The organism is Intrasporangium zincisolvens, assembly GCF_034724055.1.
Classification (GTDB): domain Bacteria; phylum Actinomycetota; class Actinomycetes; order Actinomycetales; family Dermatophilaceae; genus Monashia; species Monashia zincisolvens.
Window position 1 is genome coordinate 189,481 of the sequence record NZ_JAWIIL010000004.1, and the last position, 13,842, is coordinate 203,322.

12 protein-coding genes are annotated in these 13,842 nt (G+C 73.0%); 5 read left to right on the top strand and 7 right to left on the bottom strand.

Annotation, left to right across the window (positions count from 1 at the left end):
• Positions 1–56: 56 nt before the first annotated feature.
• A complete protein-coding gene (locus tag RY076_RS13135) occupies positions 57–452 on the bottom strand; it encodes a DUF6504 family protein (RefSeq protein ID WP_323098662.1) in 396 nt (131 codons plus the stop codon).
• A 529-nt stretch (positions 453–981) separates the two neighbouring features.
• On the opposite strand from RY076_RS13135, the gene RY076_RS13140 reads away from it, so the two are divergent.
• Complete coding sequence (locus RY076_RS13140) at positions 982–1,701, top strand: DUF4126 domain-containing protein (protein ID WP_323098663.1); 720 nt, start codon at positions 982–984, stop codon at positions 1,699–1,701.
• 47 nt (positions 1,702–1,748) lie between these two features.
• Here the strand turns inward: RY076_RS13140 and metF are convergent, their stop codons facing one another.
• Positions 1,749–2,657 carry a methylenetetrahydrofolate reductase [NAD(P)H] gene (gene metF / locus RY076_RS13145; RefSeq protein ID WP_323098664.1) on the bottom strand — a complete coding sequence of 303 codons (909 nt, stop codon included), beginning with the start codon at positions 2,655–2,657 and terminating at the stop codon, positions 1,749–1,751.
• A 105-nt stretch (positions 2,658–2,762) separates the two neighbouring features.
• On the opposite strand from metF, the gene RY076_RS13150 reads away from it, so the two are divergent.
• The gene (locus tag RY076_RS13150; protein ID WP_323098665.1) at positions 2,763–3,869 is read left to right on the top strand and encodes a polyprenyl synthetase family protein; all 1,107 of its coding nucleotides are present in this window, start codon (positions 2,763–2,765) and stop codon (positions 3,867–3,869) included.
• Between the two features lie 67 nt (positions 3,870–3,936).
• On the opposite strand, the gene RY076_RS13155 is transcribed toward RY076_RS13150, so the two are convergent.
• Positions 3,937–4,263, bottom strand: a complete 327-nt coding sequence (locus RY076_RS13155; protein WP_413785780.1) for an Rv2175c family DNA-binding protein — start codon at positions 4,261–4,263, stop codon at positions 3,937–3,939.
• Positions 4,264–4,660: 397 nt separating this feature from the next.
• On the opposite strand from RY076_RS13155, the gene RY076_RS13160 reads away from it, so the two are divergent.
• The 3 genes from RY076_RS13160 to RY076_RS13170 all read left to right on the top strand — a co-directional run bounded on the left by RY076_RS13160 (position 4,661) and on the right by RY076_RS13170 (position 8,746).
• The gene (locus tag RY076_RS13160) at positions 4,661–5,692 is read left to right on the top strand and encodes a LysM peptidoglycan-binding domain-containing protein (RefSeq protein WP_323098667.1); all 1,032 of its coding nucleotides are present in this window, start codon (positions 4,661–4,663) and stop codon (positions 5,690–5,692) included.
• 119 nt (positions 5,693–5,811) lie between these two features.
• A complete protein-coding gene (pknB, locus tag RY076_RS13165; protein ID WP_323098669.1) occupies positions 5,812–7,836 on the top strand; it encodes a Stk1 family PASTA domain-containing Ser/Thr kinase in 2,025 nt (674 codons plus the stop codon).
• A gap of 7 nt (positions 7,837–7,843) precedes the next feature.
• Positions 7,844–8,746, top strand: coding sequence for a DMT family transporter (locus RY076_RS13170; protein WP_323098670.1), 903 nt, complete (start codon positions 7,844–7,846; stop codon positions 8,744–8,746).
• Between the two features lie 18 nt (positions 8,747–8,764).
• On the opposite strand, the gene RY076_RS13175 is transcribed toward RY076_RS13170, so the two are convergent.
• The 4 genes from RY076_RS13175 to RY076_RS13190 all read right to left on the bottom strand — a co-directional run bounded on the left by RY076_RS13175 (position 8,765) and on the right by RY076_RS13190 (position 13,819).
• On the bottom strand, positions 8,765–10,453 hold the full coding sequence (locus RY076_RS13175) for an alpha/beta hydrolase (RefSeq protein WP_323098672.1): 1,689 nt from the start codon (positions 10,451–10,453) through the stop codon (positions 8,765–8,767).
• A 151-nt stretch (positions 10,454–10,604) separates the two neighbouring features.
• Positions 10,605–11,660: a threonine aldolase family protein gene (locus tag RY076_RS13180; protein ID WP_323098673.1), complete on the bottom strand. Its 1,056-nt coding sequence runs from the start codon at positions 11,658–11,660 to the stop codon at positions 10,605–10,607.
• Between the two features lie 13 nt (positions 11,661–11,673).
• Positions 11,674–13,110, bottom strand: coding sequence for a class II 3-deoxy-7-phosphoheptulonate synthase (locus RY076_RS13185; RefSeq protein ID WP_413785774.1), 1,437 nt, complete (start codon positions 13,108–13,110; stop codon positions 11,674–11,676).
• Between the two features lie 46 nt (positions 13,111–13,156).
• On the bottom strand, positions 13,157–13,819 hold the full coding sequence (locus tag RY076_RS13190; RefSeq protein ID WP_323099222.1) for a response regulator transcription factor: 663 nt from the start codon (positions 13,817–13,819) through the stop codon (positions 13,157–13,159).
• Positions 13,820–13,842: the final 23 nt, after the last annotated feature.

Below are 13,842 nucleotides of genomic sequence, written 5' to 3' on the forward strand. Positions count from 1 at the left end.
TCGGCTCCTCTCTCTCATAGAGGCAGGTACGGGTGCAGAGGCGGGTGCGACGGACATCAGTCGGCGACCCGGACGAGAGACCAGTGGTCGCCACGCGGGGACGCGTCGTGGGCGAGGTCGTAGACCCCGGGCGTGAACGACCACCCCGGGCTCGCCTCGACCCGCCAGACGTGCTGCTCGCTCGCGGCCGCGACGAGCGTCTCGCCGGGCCGCACCTGCGACTCCTCGGCGTCGAGCGCGTCGTGCCACCAGGCCCGCCGCTCGCGCCACTGGGCGAGGACCTCGCGCACGACGTAGAGGCGGCCCTTCCAGATGAAGGCCTCGGGCCGCTCCCGGGCACCCGCGGCGGACCCCTCCTGCTGTCGGTCCCACCCGGACTGCCCGGACTGCCCGGACTGCCCGGACTGCCGAACCGGCTCGGACTGCTGCTCGGACCGGACCCTGACCTGCACGACATCACTGAACCTGCGCACCACGACACGTCTCCCTCGGACACGTCGAAGCGGGAAATCACGACCCAGGCCGCCCGCGCCCCACACGGACAGCCGACACCCCAACCGACGACTGGACTGAACGATGATCGTTCGAACATCTGTTCGAACACCATCAGCGTAACCCCTGCCGCCGACACCGTGTCAAGGCGGTCGACGCCCCGCCGACGACCCAGCCGGCGACCCGCCGACGACCCGCCCGGTTCCGGCTGGTCCGTCCCTTTCGACCGGAGCTGAGTACCAGTGCTCAGGAGCCCCGCGACGGGCTCGGCCAGAGTGGGAGCACACCACGGGCCCGGTCCGTGGCCGGAAGGGCGCAGGGGTCCCGTCCGTCCACGCCCCGGGCCCGTCCTGCTGCCGCGAGACCCGCCGCCCGCCTCCCCTTGCGCCGGCCCGGGGAATACGGGAGCGTCGGCAGCGTTGGACCGGTGCTCGGCCCTCGGCCGGGCACGACCGGACACCGGCCGACCGGCAGACAGCAAGGAGTCACGTGGGCGCCGAGCTCATCCCCATGGCCTTCACCACCGGGTGGGGCAGCGGCATCAACGCCTACGCGGTCGTGCTCGTCCTCGGGATCGCCGACCGCTTCCTCCACGTCGGGCAGATCCCCGACGCCCTGGGCCGCACCGACGTCCTCGTCGGCGCCGCGATCCTCTTCGTCCTCGAGCTCGTCGCCGACAAGATCCCCTACGTCGACTCGGTGTGGGACTCGGTCCACACCGTCGTGCGCCCGGCCGTCGGCGCGACGATCGGCTACCTCATCGGCCACGAGACCGCAGGCCTCGCCGCCGCGGTCGGTGCCGCCACCGGCGGCGTCACGGCGCTCGTCTCGCACGGCGTCAAGGCCGGGCTGCGCGGCATCATCAACACCTCGCCCGAGCCCGCGAGCAACATCGTCGTCAGCACCGGCGAGGACATCACGGTCACCGGCGTCACGGCCCTCGCCATCGCCCACCCGTGGGCCGCGGCGACGATCGCGCTGCTGCTCCTGGCCGTCGGCGCGTTCATCGTGTGGAAGCTCGCGGGGCGCCTGCGCCGGCTCAAGCGCCGCTACGACGCGTGGGGCGAGCGCGTCGGGATCGCCACCCCGACCGGACGCGGCGCACCCACCGACGACGCCGCCCCACCGGGCGTCCGGCCTCCCCGGCGTCGGGCCGACCCGACGCGCCCGCTCCCGACGGACGACGCGGAGCGCGGGCGCCCCGGCTGACGTGCTGACGAGCTGACGAGCTGACGAGCAAACGTCCGCTGGTGCCGTCAGAGCCGGCCGAAGACCTCGAGCGTGGCCGAGGACCGGTTCATGGTGATGAAGTGGATGCCGGGCGCGCCCTCGTCGAGGAGGCGCTGGGCGAACTCGGTGGCGATGGCCATCCCCTCGGCGCGCACGCCCGCAGCGTCCTCGCCGTGCCGGTCGAGGCGGTCGGTGACGGCCCTCGGCATCGGCTGGCCCGCGAGCTCGGCCATCCGGACGACCTGGCGCGCGTTGGTGATCGGCATGATCGCCGGCACGACGGGCAGCCGCGACCCGCGTCGGGCCAGCTCGTCGCGCAGCCGCAGGTAGTTGTCGACGTCGAACACCATCTGGGTGATGGCGAACTCGGCCCCGGCCCGCTCCTTGCGGACGAGGGTCTCGACGTCGTCGGCGGGGTCGGCGGACTCGGGGTGGCCGTCGGGGAAGGCGGCGACGCCGACGGTGAAGTCGCCGAGCCCGCGCACGAGGCCGACGAGCTCGTCGGCGTGGTCGAGCCCCTCGGGATGGGCCACCCACGGCCGGCCGAGCCCGCCCTGCGGGTCGCCGCGCAGCGCGAGGATGTTGCGCACCCCGGCCGAGGCGTACGCCCCGACGATGCCGCGCAGCTCGGACACCGAGTGCCCGACGCACGTCAGGTGCGCCATCGGCGTCAGCGTCGTCTCCTCGAGGATCCGCTGGGTCAGGCGCACCGTGCGGTCGCGGGTGCCGCCGCCGGCACCGTAGGTGATCGACACGAAGCTCGGCGAGATCTTCTCGAGGCGCCGGACGGCCTCCCACAGCTGCACCTCGGCGGCGTCGTCCTTCGGCGGGAAGAACTCGAAGCTGAAGGTGGGGGTGTCGGCGGCGATCATCGCCGGGATGGACCGGGTGAACCGCTCCGCCCGTGCCATCGAGGATGCCGTGCCGTGCGCCATGCCGCTCACCCTAGGCGCCCGCCGTCCGCGGCGTGCGGCCTGTTCACGGGACGGTCGCGCGCCCGCGTAGGCTGACCACGAATCCCGACTCGCTCGACTCGCTCGATGGAGGAGCCCGTGCAGACCCCCACCGACCTCGACGTGCTGCGCCGTCGGGTGCAGCAGGCGATCGACGGCCAGGTCACGGGAGCCACGACGGCGCTCGCGGCCATCGGCGAGGAGACCGCGCCGCTCGTGACGGCCGTCTCGGGCCTGCTGTCCGGCGGCAAGGGCCTGCGCGCCGGGTTCCTCTACTGGGGCTACCGCGCCGCGGGCGGCGCCGACTCCGACGCCCTGGTGCGCCTCGCCGCGAGCATGGAGTTCTTCCAGGCCGCGGCCCTGCTCCACGACGACGTCATGGACCGCAGCGACACCCGACGCGGCAAGCCGTCGGCGCATCGCTCGGTCGCCACGCTGCACACCGACCACGGCTGGTCCGGCGACTCCGACCGGTTCGGCGAGGGCACGGCGATCCTCGCCGGCGACCTCTGCCTCACGTGGTGCGACGAGCTGTACGCCTCGTGCGGCCTGCCCGCGCCCGAGCTGGCCCGCGGCCGCGCCCTCTTCGACCTCATGCGCACCCAGCTCATGGGCGGCCAGTTCCTCGACCTGCTCGAGTCGGCCCGCGGCTGGGACGGCCTCGACCTCGACGCACGGGTCGCCTCGGCGCGCAAGGTGATCCGCTTCAAGAGCGCCAAGTACACGATCGAGCACCCGCTGCTCATCGGCGCCCTCGTCGGCGGCGCCCCCGACGAGGCCCTCGGCGCGCTGTCCGACTACGGTCTCGCGCTCGGTGAGGCGTTCCAGCTGCGCGACGACCTCCTCGGCGTCTTCGGTGACCCCGAGGCCACCGGCAAGCCCGCGGGCGACGACCTGCGCGAGGGCAAGCGCACCGTTCTCGTCGCCCACGCCCTCGACGCCGCGTCCGGGCCGGACCGTCACCTCGTCGAGTCGCTCCTCGGCCGCGACGACCTCGACCTCGCCGGCGTCGAGCGGATCCGGTCCGTACTCGTCGGCACCGGCGCCGTCGACCGTGTCGAGGCGCTCATCTCCGAGCTCGCCGACGCGTCCCGCGGCGCCGTCGCGCGGGCCCGGGCCACCGGAGTCCTCGAGGACGCCGCGCTCGACGTCCTCGAGGGACTCGTCGAGGTCTCGACCGCGCGCCACGCCTGACCGGAGGCACCGCCACAGCTCAGGCGTGGCGTGGCCGACACGCGTCAGTGCGCCGACGCGTCAGGGCTCAGAAGGCGAGCTCCTGGGCGCGCCGGCGGATCTCGGTCTTGTGCCCGGCGCGGAGGGCGTCGATCGGCGCGCCCTCGACGGGCAGCGTCGGGTCGGGGGTGAAGAGCCACTCGATGATCTCGTCGTCGTCCATGCCGCCGTCGGCGAGGACGGTGAAGGTCCCCCGCAGCTCGGGGCGGGGGCCGGTCTCGTCGATGAACTTGGCCGGGACCGAGGTGACGCGGCGCTCACCGACGCGCACGGCGATGACCTCGCGGTCGGCGATGAGGCGCCGCACCTGCGACAGCGGCACGCCGAGCCGCTCGGCGACGTCGGGGACGGTCAGCCACTCCCCGACGAGGTGCTCGAGTCGCTCGAGGGCGCGGGCGTCGGTGGTGTCGCCGGAGTCGGCGGCGGTGTCGGGGTTCGGGCTCTGGCTCACGTCGTCAGAGTCTGCCACCCGTGGCCGGTGTCGCGACACGGCCCGGGGGCGTGAGCGCCTCGCCCGGCGGTCCCACACCCCATGTCCTCGAACGCGGCTTCTGTGCACTTCGTCGGAATTACACCCGTGTATTTATACTTTAGCGCTCAATTATGGAATCACCATGCGCTACCGTCACACACGTCACACCACTCACAGTCGTCGCACCACCCCCCCGAACTCGTACGCCTGAGCACCACCAGCCCCTTCCCGAGTGCCCCTCCACACGTCCTTGCAACCGGGCCCAGGAAAGGACCACCCCATGCCCTTCGCCGACGTCGCCGCGCTGGCGCAGCCGCCCCACGCCGTCGTCGTGCCCGTGAGCACGACGCCGTGGAAGACGATCGCCGTTCGACCCGGCGACACGCTGTGGCACCTCGCCATCGCCCACCGCACGACGGTGCGAGCGCTCGTGGACAAGAACCGCCTGGCCGCCGGTGGCAGCCTCATCCACCCCGGCCAGAAGCTCCTCGTGCCCGGCTCCCCCGCCACGGCCGCGGCGCCGAAGCCGGCCACCAAGCCCGCGCCGAAGCCCGCCCCCAAGCCGGCCACCAAGCCGGCGCCGAAGCCCGCCACGAAGCCGGCGCCCAAGCCGTCCGGCACGACCACGCCGACCCCGTCGGTCCCTGCCGGCGGCCTCGTCCACGTCGTCGTCCGCGGCGACACGATGTCGGGCATCGCCGCGCGGTACAAGGTGTCGCTGACCAAGCTGCTCGCCGCCAACAAGCTCAAGGACGCCGGCGTCATCTACATCGGCCAGCGCATCGTCGTGCCCGGCGTGACGAGCGCCCCGGCTCCGGCGACGCCCGCCCCGGCCCCGACCCCGCCGAGCGGCTACACGACGCCGACGAAGACACAGCAGGCCGTCGCCGCCAGCAAGGCCGAGCTGGCCGACCGCGACGTCCCGAGCCGCACCGAGACCTCCGACCTCATCCGGGCCACGGCGACCCGCAACGGCGTCGACCCCAAGCTCGCCCTGGCGATCGGCTGGATCGAGTCCGGGTGGTACCAGCGCGCCGTGTCCTACACCGACGCCGTCGGCGTCATGCAGCTGATGCCCATCGCCGGGACGTGGGCCTCCCAGCTGGCCGGACGCTCGCTCGACCGCTACGACACCCAGGACAACATCACCGGCGGCGTGCTCATCATCCGCGCCCTCATGGCCACGGCGGACTCCCGTGAGCAGGCCATCGCCGCCTACTACCAGGGCCTCTACTCCGTGCGTACCAAGGGCCTCTACGAGGACACGAAGAAGTACGTCGCAAACGTCCTTGCGGTCTACGACCGCATGTGACGCTCCCACCCCCCGGGAGCCCCCAGAAGACCGCGGCCCCGCACATCCATCCCCACGGGTGTGCGGGGCCGCGGCTCGCCTGCACGGGATGCGGCCGTGCAGCCCGTAAACTCCTGCCCGTGACGTCCAGCGTGGCGGACGCCCTCGTCGGTCGGGTGATCGACGGCCGGTACCGCATCCTCTCCCACCTCGCGGACGGAGGCATGGCCTCCGTCTACGTGGCGCTCGACGGACGCCTCGACCGCGAGGTCGCGGTCAAGATCATGCGCCCGGGGCTCGCGGTCGACGACGTCTTCGTCGAGCGGTTCCGCAGCGAGGCGCGCTCGGCCGCGCGGCTCAGCCACCCCAACGTCGTCGCGGTCTTCGACCAGGGCGAGGACCACGGCGACGTGTTCCTCGCGATGGAGCTCGTCGAGGGCAAGACGCTGCGCGACGTCATCCACGAGGAGTCGCCGCTCACGGCGCGCGAGGCCCTGGCGATCCTCGAGCCGATCCTGCTGGCCCTGCGCGCCGCGCACACGGCCGGGATGATCCACCGCGACGTCAAGCCCGAGAACGTCATCGTGCGCCACGACGGCGAGGTCAAGGTCGCCGACTTCGGCCTGGCCCGGGCCATCACCAACCAGACCGCGACGAGCCAGACCGGCGTCCTGCTCGGCACCGTGTCCTACCTCTCGCCCGAGCAGGTAGAGCGCGGTCAGGCCGACGCCCGCAGCGACGTCTACGCCGCGGGTCTGCTCCTGTTCGAGATGCTGACCGGCCGCAAGGCGGTCACCGGCGACACCCCGATCCAGATCGCCTACCAGCACGTCCACGGCTCGATCCCGTCGCCCTCGACGCTCGTGCCGACCGTGCCGCAGTCGCTCGACGACCTCGTCGCGCGGGCCACCGCGCTCGACCCCGACCACCGCTTCGACTCGGCCACGGAGTTCGTCGCCGCCCTGCGCCACGTGCGTCGCGGCCTGACTCCCATCGAGCTCGACCGACGCGGCGGCGCGAGCAGCGGCGACACCGCCGGCCTGCCCTCCAGCGGTCCCGCGCCCCGCCCGGGCGACCCGGTCGAGGCTCGCGACGGCGGGGTCATCGACGCCGTGACGGGGGCCGTCGCCGCCCCTTCGACGCGTCGCGACGCCGCATCGCCCACCGACCGCACCGACCGCACCGACCCTCCGCAGCGTCCGCGCCTCGCCGGGCTGCCCGTCCATGAGGACGGCCCCGTCATCGAGCGCACCACCGCGATGCCGCTGCAGCGCCGCCGGCGCTCGCGCTGGCCGTGGTGGCTCGCCGCCGCCCTGCTCGTGCTCGGTGGCGCCGGTTCCGGCTGGTGGTTCACCGCCGGCCCGGGTGGCACGACCGTCGTGCCCGGCCTCGTCGGGCAGCCGGTCGCGCAGGCGCAGGCCGGCCTCGCGGCCGCGTCGCTGTCGATGGACGAGCAGGACGAGTTCTCCGAGACCGCCGCCAAGGGCACCGTCCTGCGCGTCGAGCCCGCCGCCGGCACCGAACTGTCCAAGGACTCCACGATCCGCGTCGTCGTGTCCAAGGGCCAGGAGCGCTACACCGTCCCCAAGCTCGTCGGCACCAAGGCCTCCGAGGCCGCGGGCGTCCTCGGGCCGCTGACGCTCGCGATCGGCGACACGAAGCAGCAGTGGAACGAGACCGTCGCCAAGGGCCGGGTCATCTCCCAGTCGCCCGACCCCAGCGCCTCGGTCAAGCGCGGCACGCGTGTCGACCTCGTCGTGTCCAGGGGCCCAGAGCCGATCAAGGTCCCCAAGGTCGCCGGCACCCCGTTCGACGCCGCGTCCGCGAAGCTGGGCGGGCTCGGTTTCGTCGTGCGCCGGGGCGCCGACGTCAACAGCGACTCCGTGCCCGCGGGCAGCGTCGTGAGCCAGGACCCGGCGTCCGGCACCCTGCACCGTGGCGACACCGTGACGCTCGTCGTGTCCAAGGGTCCGGTCATGGTCCAGGTCCCGAACGTCGTCGACCAGCCCGACGCGGCGGCCGAGAAGGCGTTGACCGACCTCGGGTTCAAGGTCGAGAAGCAGTACCCCTTCGGCGACCTCTTCGAGAAGAAGGTCCGCGCGCAGGACCCGCCCGCCGGGGCCACGGTGCCCAAGGGCAGCACGATCCACCTGACGATCGTCTGAGGCTCCCGTGCGGCCCTCGGCGCGCTCGCGCCTCGCGACGATCCTGCTCGTGTCCCTGACGGCCGTCTGGGGCTCGACGTTCTTCCTCATCCGCGACCTCGTCGCCCACGTTCCGCCGATCGACTTCCTCGCCGTCCGCTTCGCCATCGCGGCCGTCGTCATGGTCGTCCTCTTCTGGCGTCCGCTCCGGGCCCTCGACCGGCGTCAGGTGCTCGTCGGCGTCGGGCTCGGCGCCCTCTACGGCCTGGCCCAGATCGCCCAGACCGTGGGCCTGGCCACGACGCCCGCGTCGGTGTCCGGCTTCGTCACCGGCACCTACGTCGTCCTGACGCCGCTGCTCACGGCGGTGCTGCTGCGCGAGCGGGTCTCGGGCTCGACGTGGCTCGCCGTGGGCCTGGCCACCGCCGGTCTCGCCCTGCTGTCGCTGCGCGGGCTCACGGTCGGGCCCGGCGAGGCCGTGACGCTGCTGTCGGCGCTGCTCTACGCCCTGCACATCGTCGGCCTCGGCCGGTACAGCGCCTCGGAGGTGGCCACCGGGCTGTCCGTCGTGCAGATGGTCGTCATCGCCGTCATCTGCGGGGTCGGCGCGGTGCCCGGCGGCATCGTCCTGCCGCAGACGCCGGGCCAGTGGGCCACGGTGCTCTACATGGTCGCCTTCGCGAGCATCCTCGCCCTGTGGGCCCAGACGTGGGCCCAGGCCCACCTGCCGGCGACCCGGGCCGCGATCGTCATGACGATGGAGCCGGTGTTCGCGGCGTCCTTCGCCGTCGCCCTCGGCGGCGAGTCGCTGACCTGGCGCATGGTCGTCGGGGGCGCCCTCGTGCTGACGGCCATGTACGCCGTCGAGATCGTCGCGACGCGCCGGCGTCCCCGCGAGCTGCCCGCCGAGGCCTTGCACCACGAGGTCTGACGGCCGGACGAGGCCCCGTCAGTCGACGTGGGCCACGGCCTCGCGCACGGCCGTCAGGACGGCCGGCGTGATCCCCTCCGGGCGCAGGACCGCGTTCCACGCGTCGGCCTGCTCCTCGGTGTACTTGTGGCCGAACCCGCCCGGCACGCCCGTTGAGAAGGGGAGGTCGGCGGTGACCTGCCAGAACGTCACGAACGGGATCCACACCATGTCGAGCGTGTCCGTGCCGGGCGGCTCGCCGACCCAGTCCGGCTCGCTGAGGATGAGGTTCGGGCTCCACCAGACGATCGGGTCCGACGCGTGCATGAGGTAGAGCACGCGGTTGCCCTCCCAGGGCCGGCCGTCGGGTGGGATGTCGGCGCTCGCGTCGCTGGCGAACCGCACCGTGCGCCCGTCCTTGTAGACCGGCTGGATCTCCGGGCTGCCGGAGTCACGGTCGTCGCTGAACTCACGGAACAGGGTGTTGAAGTTGGGCGGGCCGACGAAGACCGTCCCGACGGTCCGGTTGCGCAGGTCGAACTCGCCGCTGAAGGCGGTCTCCCCACCGAAGGAGCCGAGGCTCTCCCCCGCGACGTAGAGCCGGGGCCGGTGGTCCTGCGGCAGGCCGATCCAGTGCTCGTAGACCGCGTCGAACAGGGCCCGTCCGGCCTCCCGGGCCTTGGACTGGTCGACGAGGTAGGAGATCCACGACGGCAGGTAGGAGTACTGCATCGCCACCGCCGCCGAGTCGCCGCTGAGGTACTCGAAGCTGTCGATGAGCGCAGGGTCCACCCAGCCGCTGCCGGTCGTCGTGATGACGACGAGGTCCCTGCGCTCGAAGCCGCCCGCCCGGACGAGGTCGTCGACCGCGAGGCGGGCGCGTGCCTCGGCGTCGCCGGCCGACTCGAGGCCCGCGTAGGTGCGGATGGGCTCCTTCGCCGGACGGTGGACGACCGACTGGATCTGGGCCGCCGACGGACCGGACGCGGCGAACGTGCGGCCCTCGCGCCCGAGGGTGTCCCACGGCACGACCGACCCGGGCCCGCCCGAGCGAAGCGCCGTCGTCGGCTGCGTCACTCCCTCCTCGGTGATCCCGTTGCGCACGGAGAACATCTCGTCGGCCGCGGTGCGCAGCCCGTCGAGCAGCAGCCCCGTGACGAGCAGGTACACGACGGCTGCGGCGAGGCCCCAGCCGACGACGTTCGCCGCGCGCGGGCCGATCCAGCGCCGGAGCAGCCGGGCCAGGCGGCGGTAGAGCGCCCGCACGCCGCGGCCGGCCGCGAGCAGCAGGCCGAACAGCACGAGGGCGACGAGCGGCGACAGGACGACCAGGACGATGTCGTACTCGTCGATGCCCATGATGCGGCGGATCTCGGACTGCCAGTACTGGCCGAAGCCGAACGCGACGGCGAGCAGGACGCCGCCCGCGACGAGCGACCTGCGCCACGAGCCCGACCGGGGCGTGCGGACCGGCCGGTCGGCGAAGGCGCGCCAGATCCAGGCGACGAGCACGCCGAGCCCGTAGCCGATGGCGCCGGTGATGCCGCAGACGATGCCCTGCAGGAGCCCACCTCGGGGCAGGAGCGACGGGGTGTAGGACACCGCCGCGAAGACGACGGCGCCCCAGCAGCCGGGAAGGGTCAGGTGGGCCCAGCGCACCAACCGGTCGAGCACGCCGGTGGGACGCGCCGTCGGCGGCGTCGGGGCGGATGCACCCGCGTCCGACATGTGCTCATCCGGATCTGTCTGGCGCACCACGGCGACCTCCTGGACGTCCAGGTCTGTCCCTGACTGCCCCAAACGTAGGTCTCGGACACGTGACACACTCCGCAAACGCGGAAGAGTCACCCTGGACGTATGACCCGCGCCGGTCGGCGCCTCAGCGCGTCGGCGGGTGGCGCAGCAGGCCGGTGAGGACGTCGGTCGCAGCGTCGGTGGCGGCGTCGTCGACGTCGAGGTGCCAGACGAGGCGCACCGCACCGGGGCCGACCGCGTACGTGCGCACCCCGGCGTCGAGGGTGGCTGCGACGAAGGCGGCGGACGTCCACCCGGCGGCCGCGACGTCGACGATGACGATGTTCGTCTCGACGCTCGCGAGGTCGACGGAGCCGGGTGCCGCCTCGGCCATCGCCTCGGCGGCCCGGCGGGCTCGCGCATGGTCGTCAGCGAGCCGTTCGACGTTGTGCTCGAGCGCGAACAGCCCTGCAGCAGCGAGGATCCCGGCTTGGCGCATGCCTCCACCGAACCGCTTGCGCCAGATGCGCGACTCGGCCATCGCGTCGGCCGAACCGACGAGGACGCTGCCCACCGGTGCGCCGAGGCCCTTGCTGAGGCACACCGACACGGTGTCGAACTCACGGCCGTAGTCGGCGACCGGCACGCCGGACGCGACGTGGGCGTTGAAGAGCCGCGCCCCGTCGAGGTGCATCGCGACCCCGCGCTCGCGCGTCAGGGCCCGCGCCCGGCGGATCTGCTCGAGCGACTGCACGGTGCCGCCGCCGAAGTTGTGGGTGTTCTCGACGACGAGCAGGGCGCTGTTGACCTGGTACGGGCCCGCGCCGGTGACCATGAGGGCGGCCGGGTCCTCGGCCCGGAACCGCCCGCGCTCGGACACCCACGTGCGCGAGGTGATGCCCGAGAGCACCGCCGCCGCGCCGAGCTCGGCCCGCACGACGTGCGCGAGGGAGTCGGCGACGAGCTCCTCGCCCGGGCGCACGTGCAGCCGGATGCCGAGCTGGTTGGCCATCGAGCCGGACGGCGTGAAGAGCGCCGCCTCGTGGCCGAGCAGGCCGGCGACCCGCTCCTCGAGGGCCCGCAGCGTCGGGTCCTCGCCGAAGACGTCGTCGCCGACCTCGGCCGCGGCCATGGCGGCCCGCATCGCCTCGCTCGGTCGCGTCAAGGTGTCGCTGAGCAGGTCGGCGCGCAGGGCCGTCACGGTCGGGGCCACCTCAGGCCTGGCTGAGCATCTCGGCGACGAGGAACGCCAGCTCCAGGGACTGCTGGTGGTTCAGGCGCGGGTCGCACACCGACTCGTACCGCTTCTCGAGGTCGGAGTCGATGATCTTCTCGGCGCCACCGAGGCACTCGGTGACGTCGGTGCCGGTCAGCTCGACGTGGATCCCGCCGGGCACCGTACCGAGGGACTGGTGCACCTCGAAGAAGCCGCGGACCTCCTCGACGATGTCCTCGAAGTCGCGCGTCTTGTAGCCGGTCGAGCTCTCGAAGGTGTTGCCGTGCATCGGGTCGCAGATCCACGTCACCGTCGCGCCCGAGGCGGTCACCTTGTCGACGATCGCAGGCAGCGCGTCGCGGATCGTGCCCGCGCCCATGCGCGTGATGAACGTCAGGCGGCCCGGCGTGCGGTTCGGGTCGACCTTGTCGATGAGGCGCAGCACCTCGTCGATGTCGGCCTTGGGCCCGAGCTTGACGCCGATCGGGTTGCTGATGCGCGAGACGAAGTCGACGTGCGCGCCGTCGAGCTGGCGGGTGCGCTCGCCGACCCAGACGAAGTGGCCCGACGTGTCGTACAGGCGCCCCGACCGGGAGTCGATGCGCGTCAGCGGGCGCTCGTAGTCGAGCAGCAGCGCCTCGTGCGCCGCGAAGAACTCGACGGTGCGCATCGCGTCGAAGTCGGCACCGCAGGCCGCCATGAAGCGCATCGCCTTGTCGATGTCCTTGGCGAGCTTCTCGTAGCGCTGGTTGGCCGAGTTGGCGACGAAGCCGCGGTTCCAGTCGTGCACGTGGCGCAGGTCGGCGAAACCGCCGGTCGTGAACGCGCGCACGAGGTTCAGCGTCGCCGAGCTCGCGTGGTATGCGCGGACGAGCCGCTGCGGGTCGGGCACACGGGCCGTCTCGTGGAAGGCGAAGTCGTTGACCATGTCACCGCGGTACGCGGGCAGGGTGACGCCCTCGCGGGTCTCGACGCCGGACGAGCGCGGCTTGGCGTACTGGCCGGCCATCCGGCCGACCTTGACGACCGGCACCGACGCGCCGTAGGTCAGGACGGCGGCCATCTGCAGGATCGTCTTGATGCGGTCGCGGATGTTGTCGGCCGTCGCGGACGCGAACGTCTCGGCGCAGTCGCCGCCCTGCAGGACGAAGGCCTCCCCGACGGCGGCCGAGGCCATCCGCGCGGTGAGGATGTCGCACTCGCCCGCGAAGACGAGCGGCGGATACGACGCGAGGGTCTCGATCACCTCGGAGAGCGCAGCCGTGTCGGGCCACGAGGGCTGCTGCCCGGCCTCGAGCTCGGTTGCTGCCGCCGTGAGGGCGGCGAGGGCCTCGGACCCGTTCGCGGGTTCGAGACCGACATCGGCGGTGACGGTCCTCATGTTCACCCGATCAGGGTAGACGGCACGCGCCCGTGCTCCGTGCCGGGTCCGCATCCCGATACCTCCACCCGCACGGCGTCGGGCCCTGCGCCGCTGTCCGTCACTCCCCCGGTTCGGGTCGTCCCTCGAGGTCGAGGCCGCGCTCCATCGCGAACCGGACCAGCTCGACGCGGTTGTGCATCTGCAGCTTGCCGAAGATGTTCTGCACGTGGTTCTGCACGGTGCGGTGCGACAGGAACAGCGTCGCGGCGATCTCCTTGTAGCCCATGCCGGTCGCGACGTACTTGAGGATCTCGGTCTCGCGGTCGGTCAGCTCGGGCACCTCCCGCTCGGGGCTGGCCGAGCTGCGGGCCCGACGGAACTCGCCGAGGACGAGCCCTGCCAGACCCGCCGTGAAGACGGGGTCGCCCGCGGCGGTGGCTCGCACGGCGGCGAGGAACTCCTCCCGGCCGGCGCTCTTGACGAGGTAGCCGAGCGCTCCGGCCTTGACGGCCTCGAGGACGTCCTGGTGGTCGCCGGACGCCGACAGGATGAGCACGCGCGTCGGCACCCCGGCCGCTGCCAGGGCGGCGCACACCTGCGACCCGCTCAGCCCGGGCAGGTTGAGGTCGAGGACGAGGACGTCCGGCACGGTGGCCCGGGCGCGGGCCACGGCCGATCGCCCGTCGTCGGCGGTCGCGACGACCTCGAACCCGGCGTCGGCGAGGTCGCGGGCGACGGCGTCGCGCCACATCGGGTGGTCGTCGGCGACGACGACGCGGATGCGCGCCGCACCGTCCGGGTTCG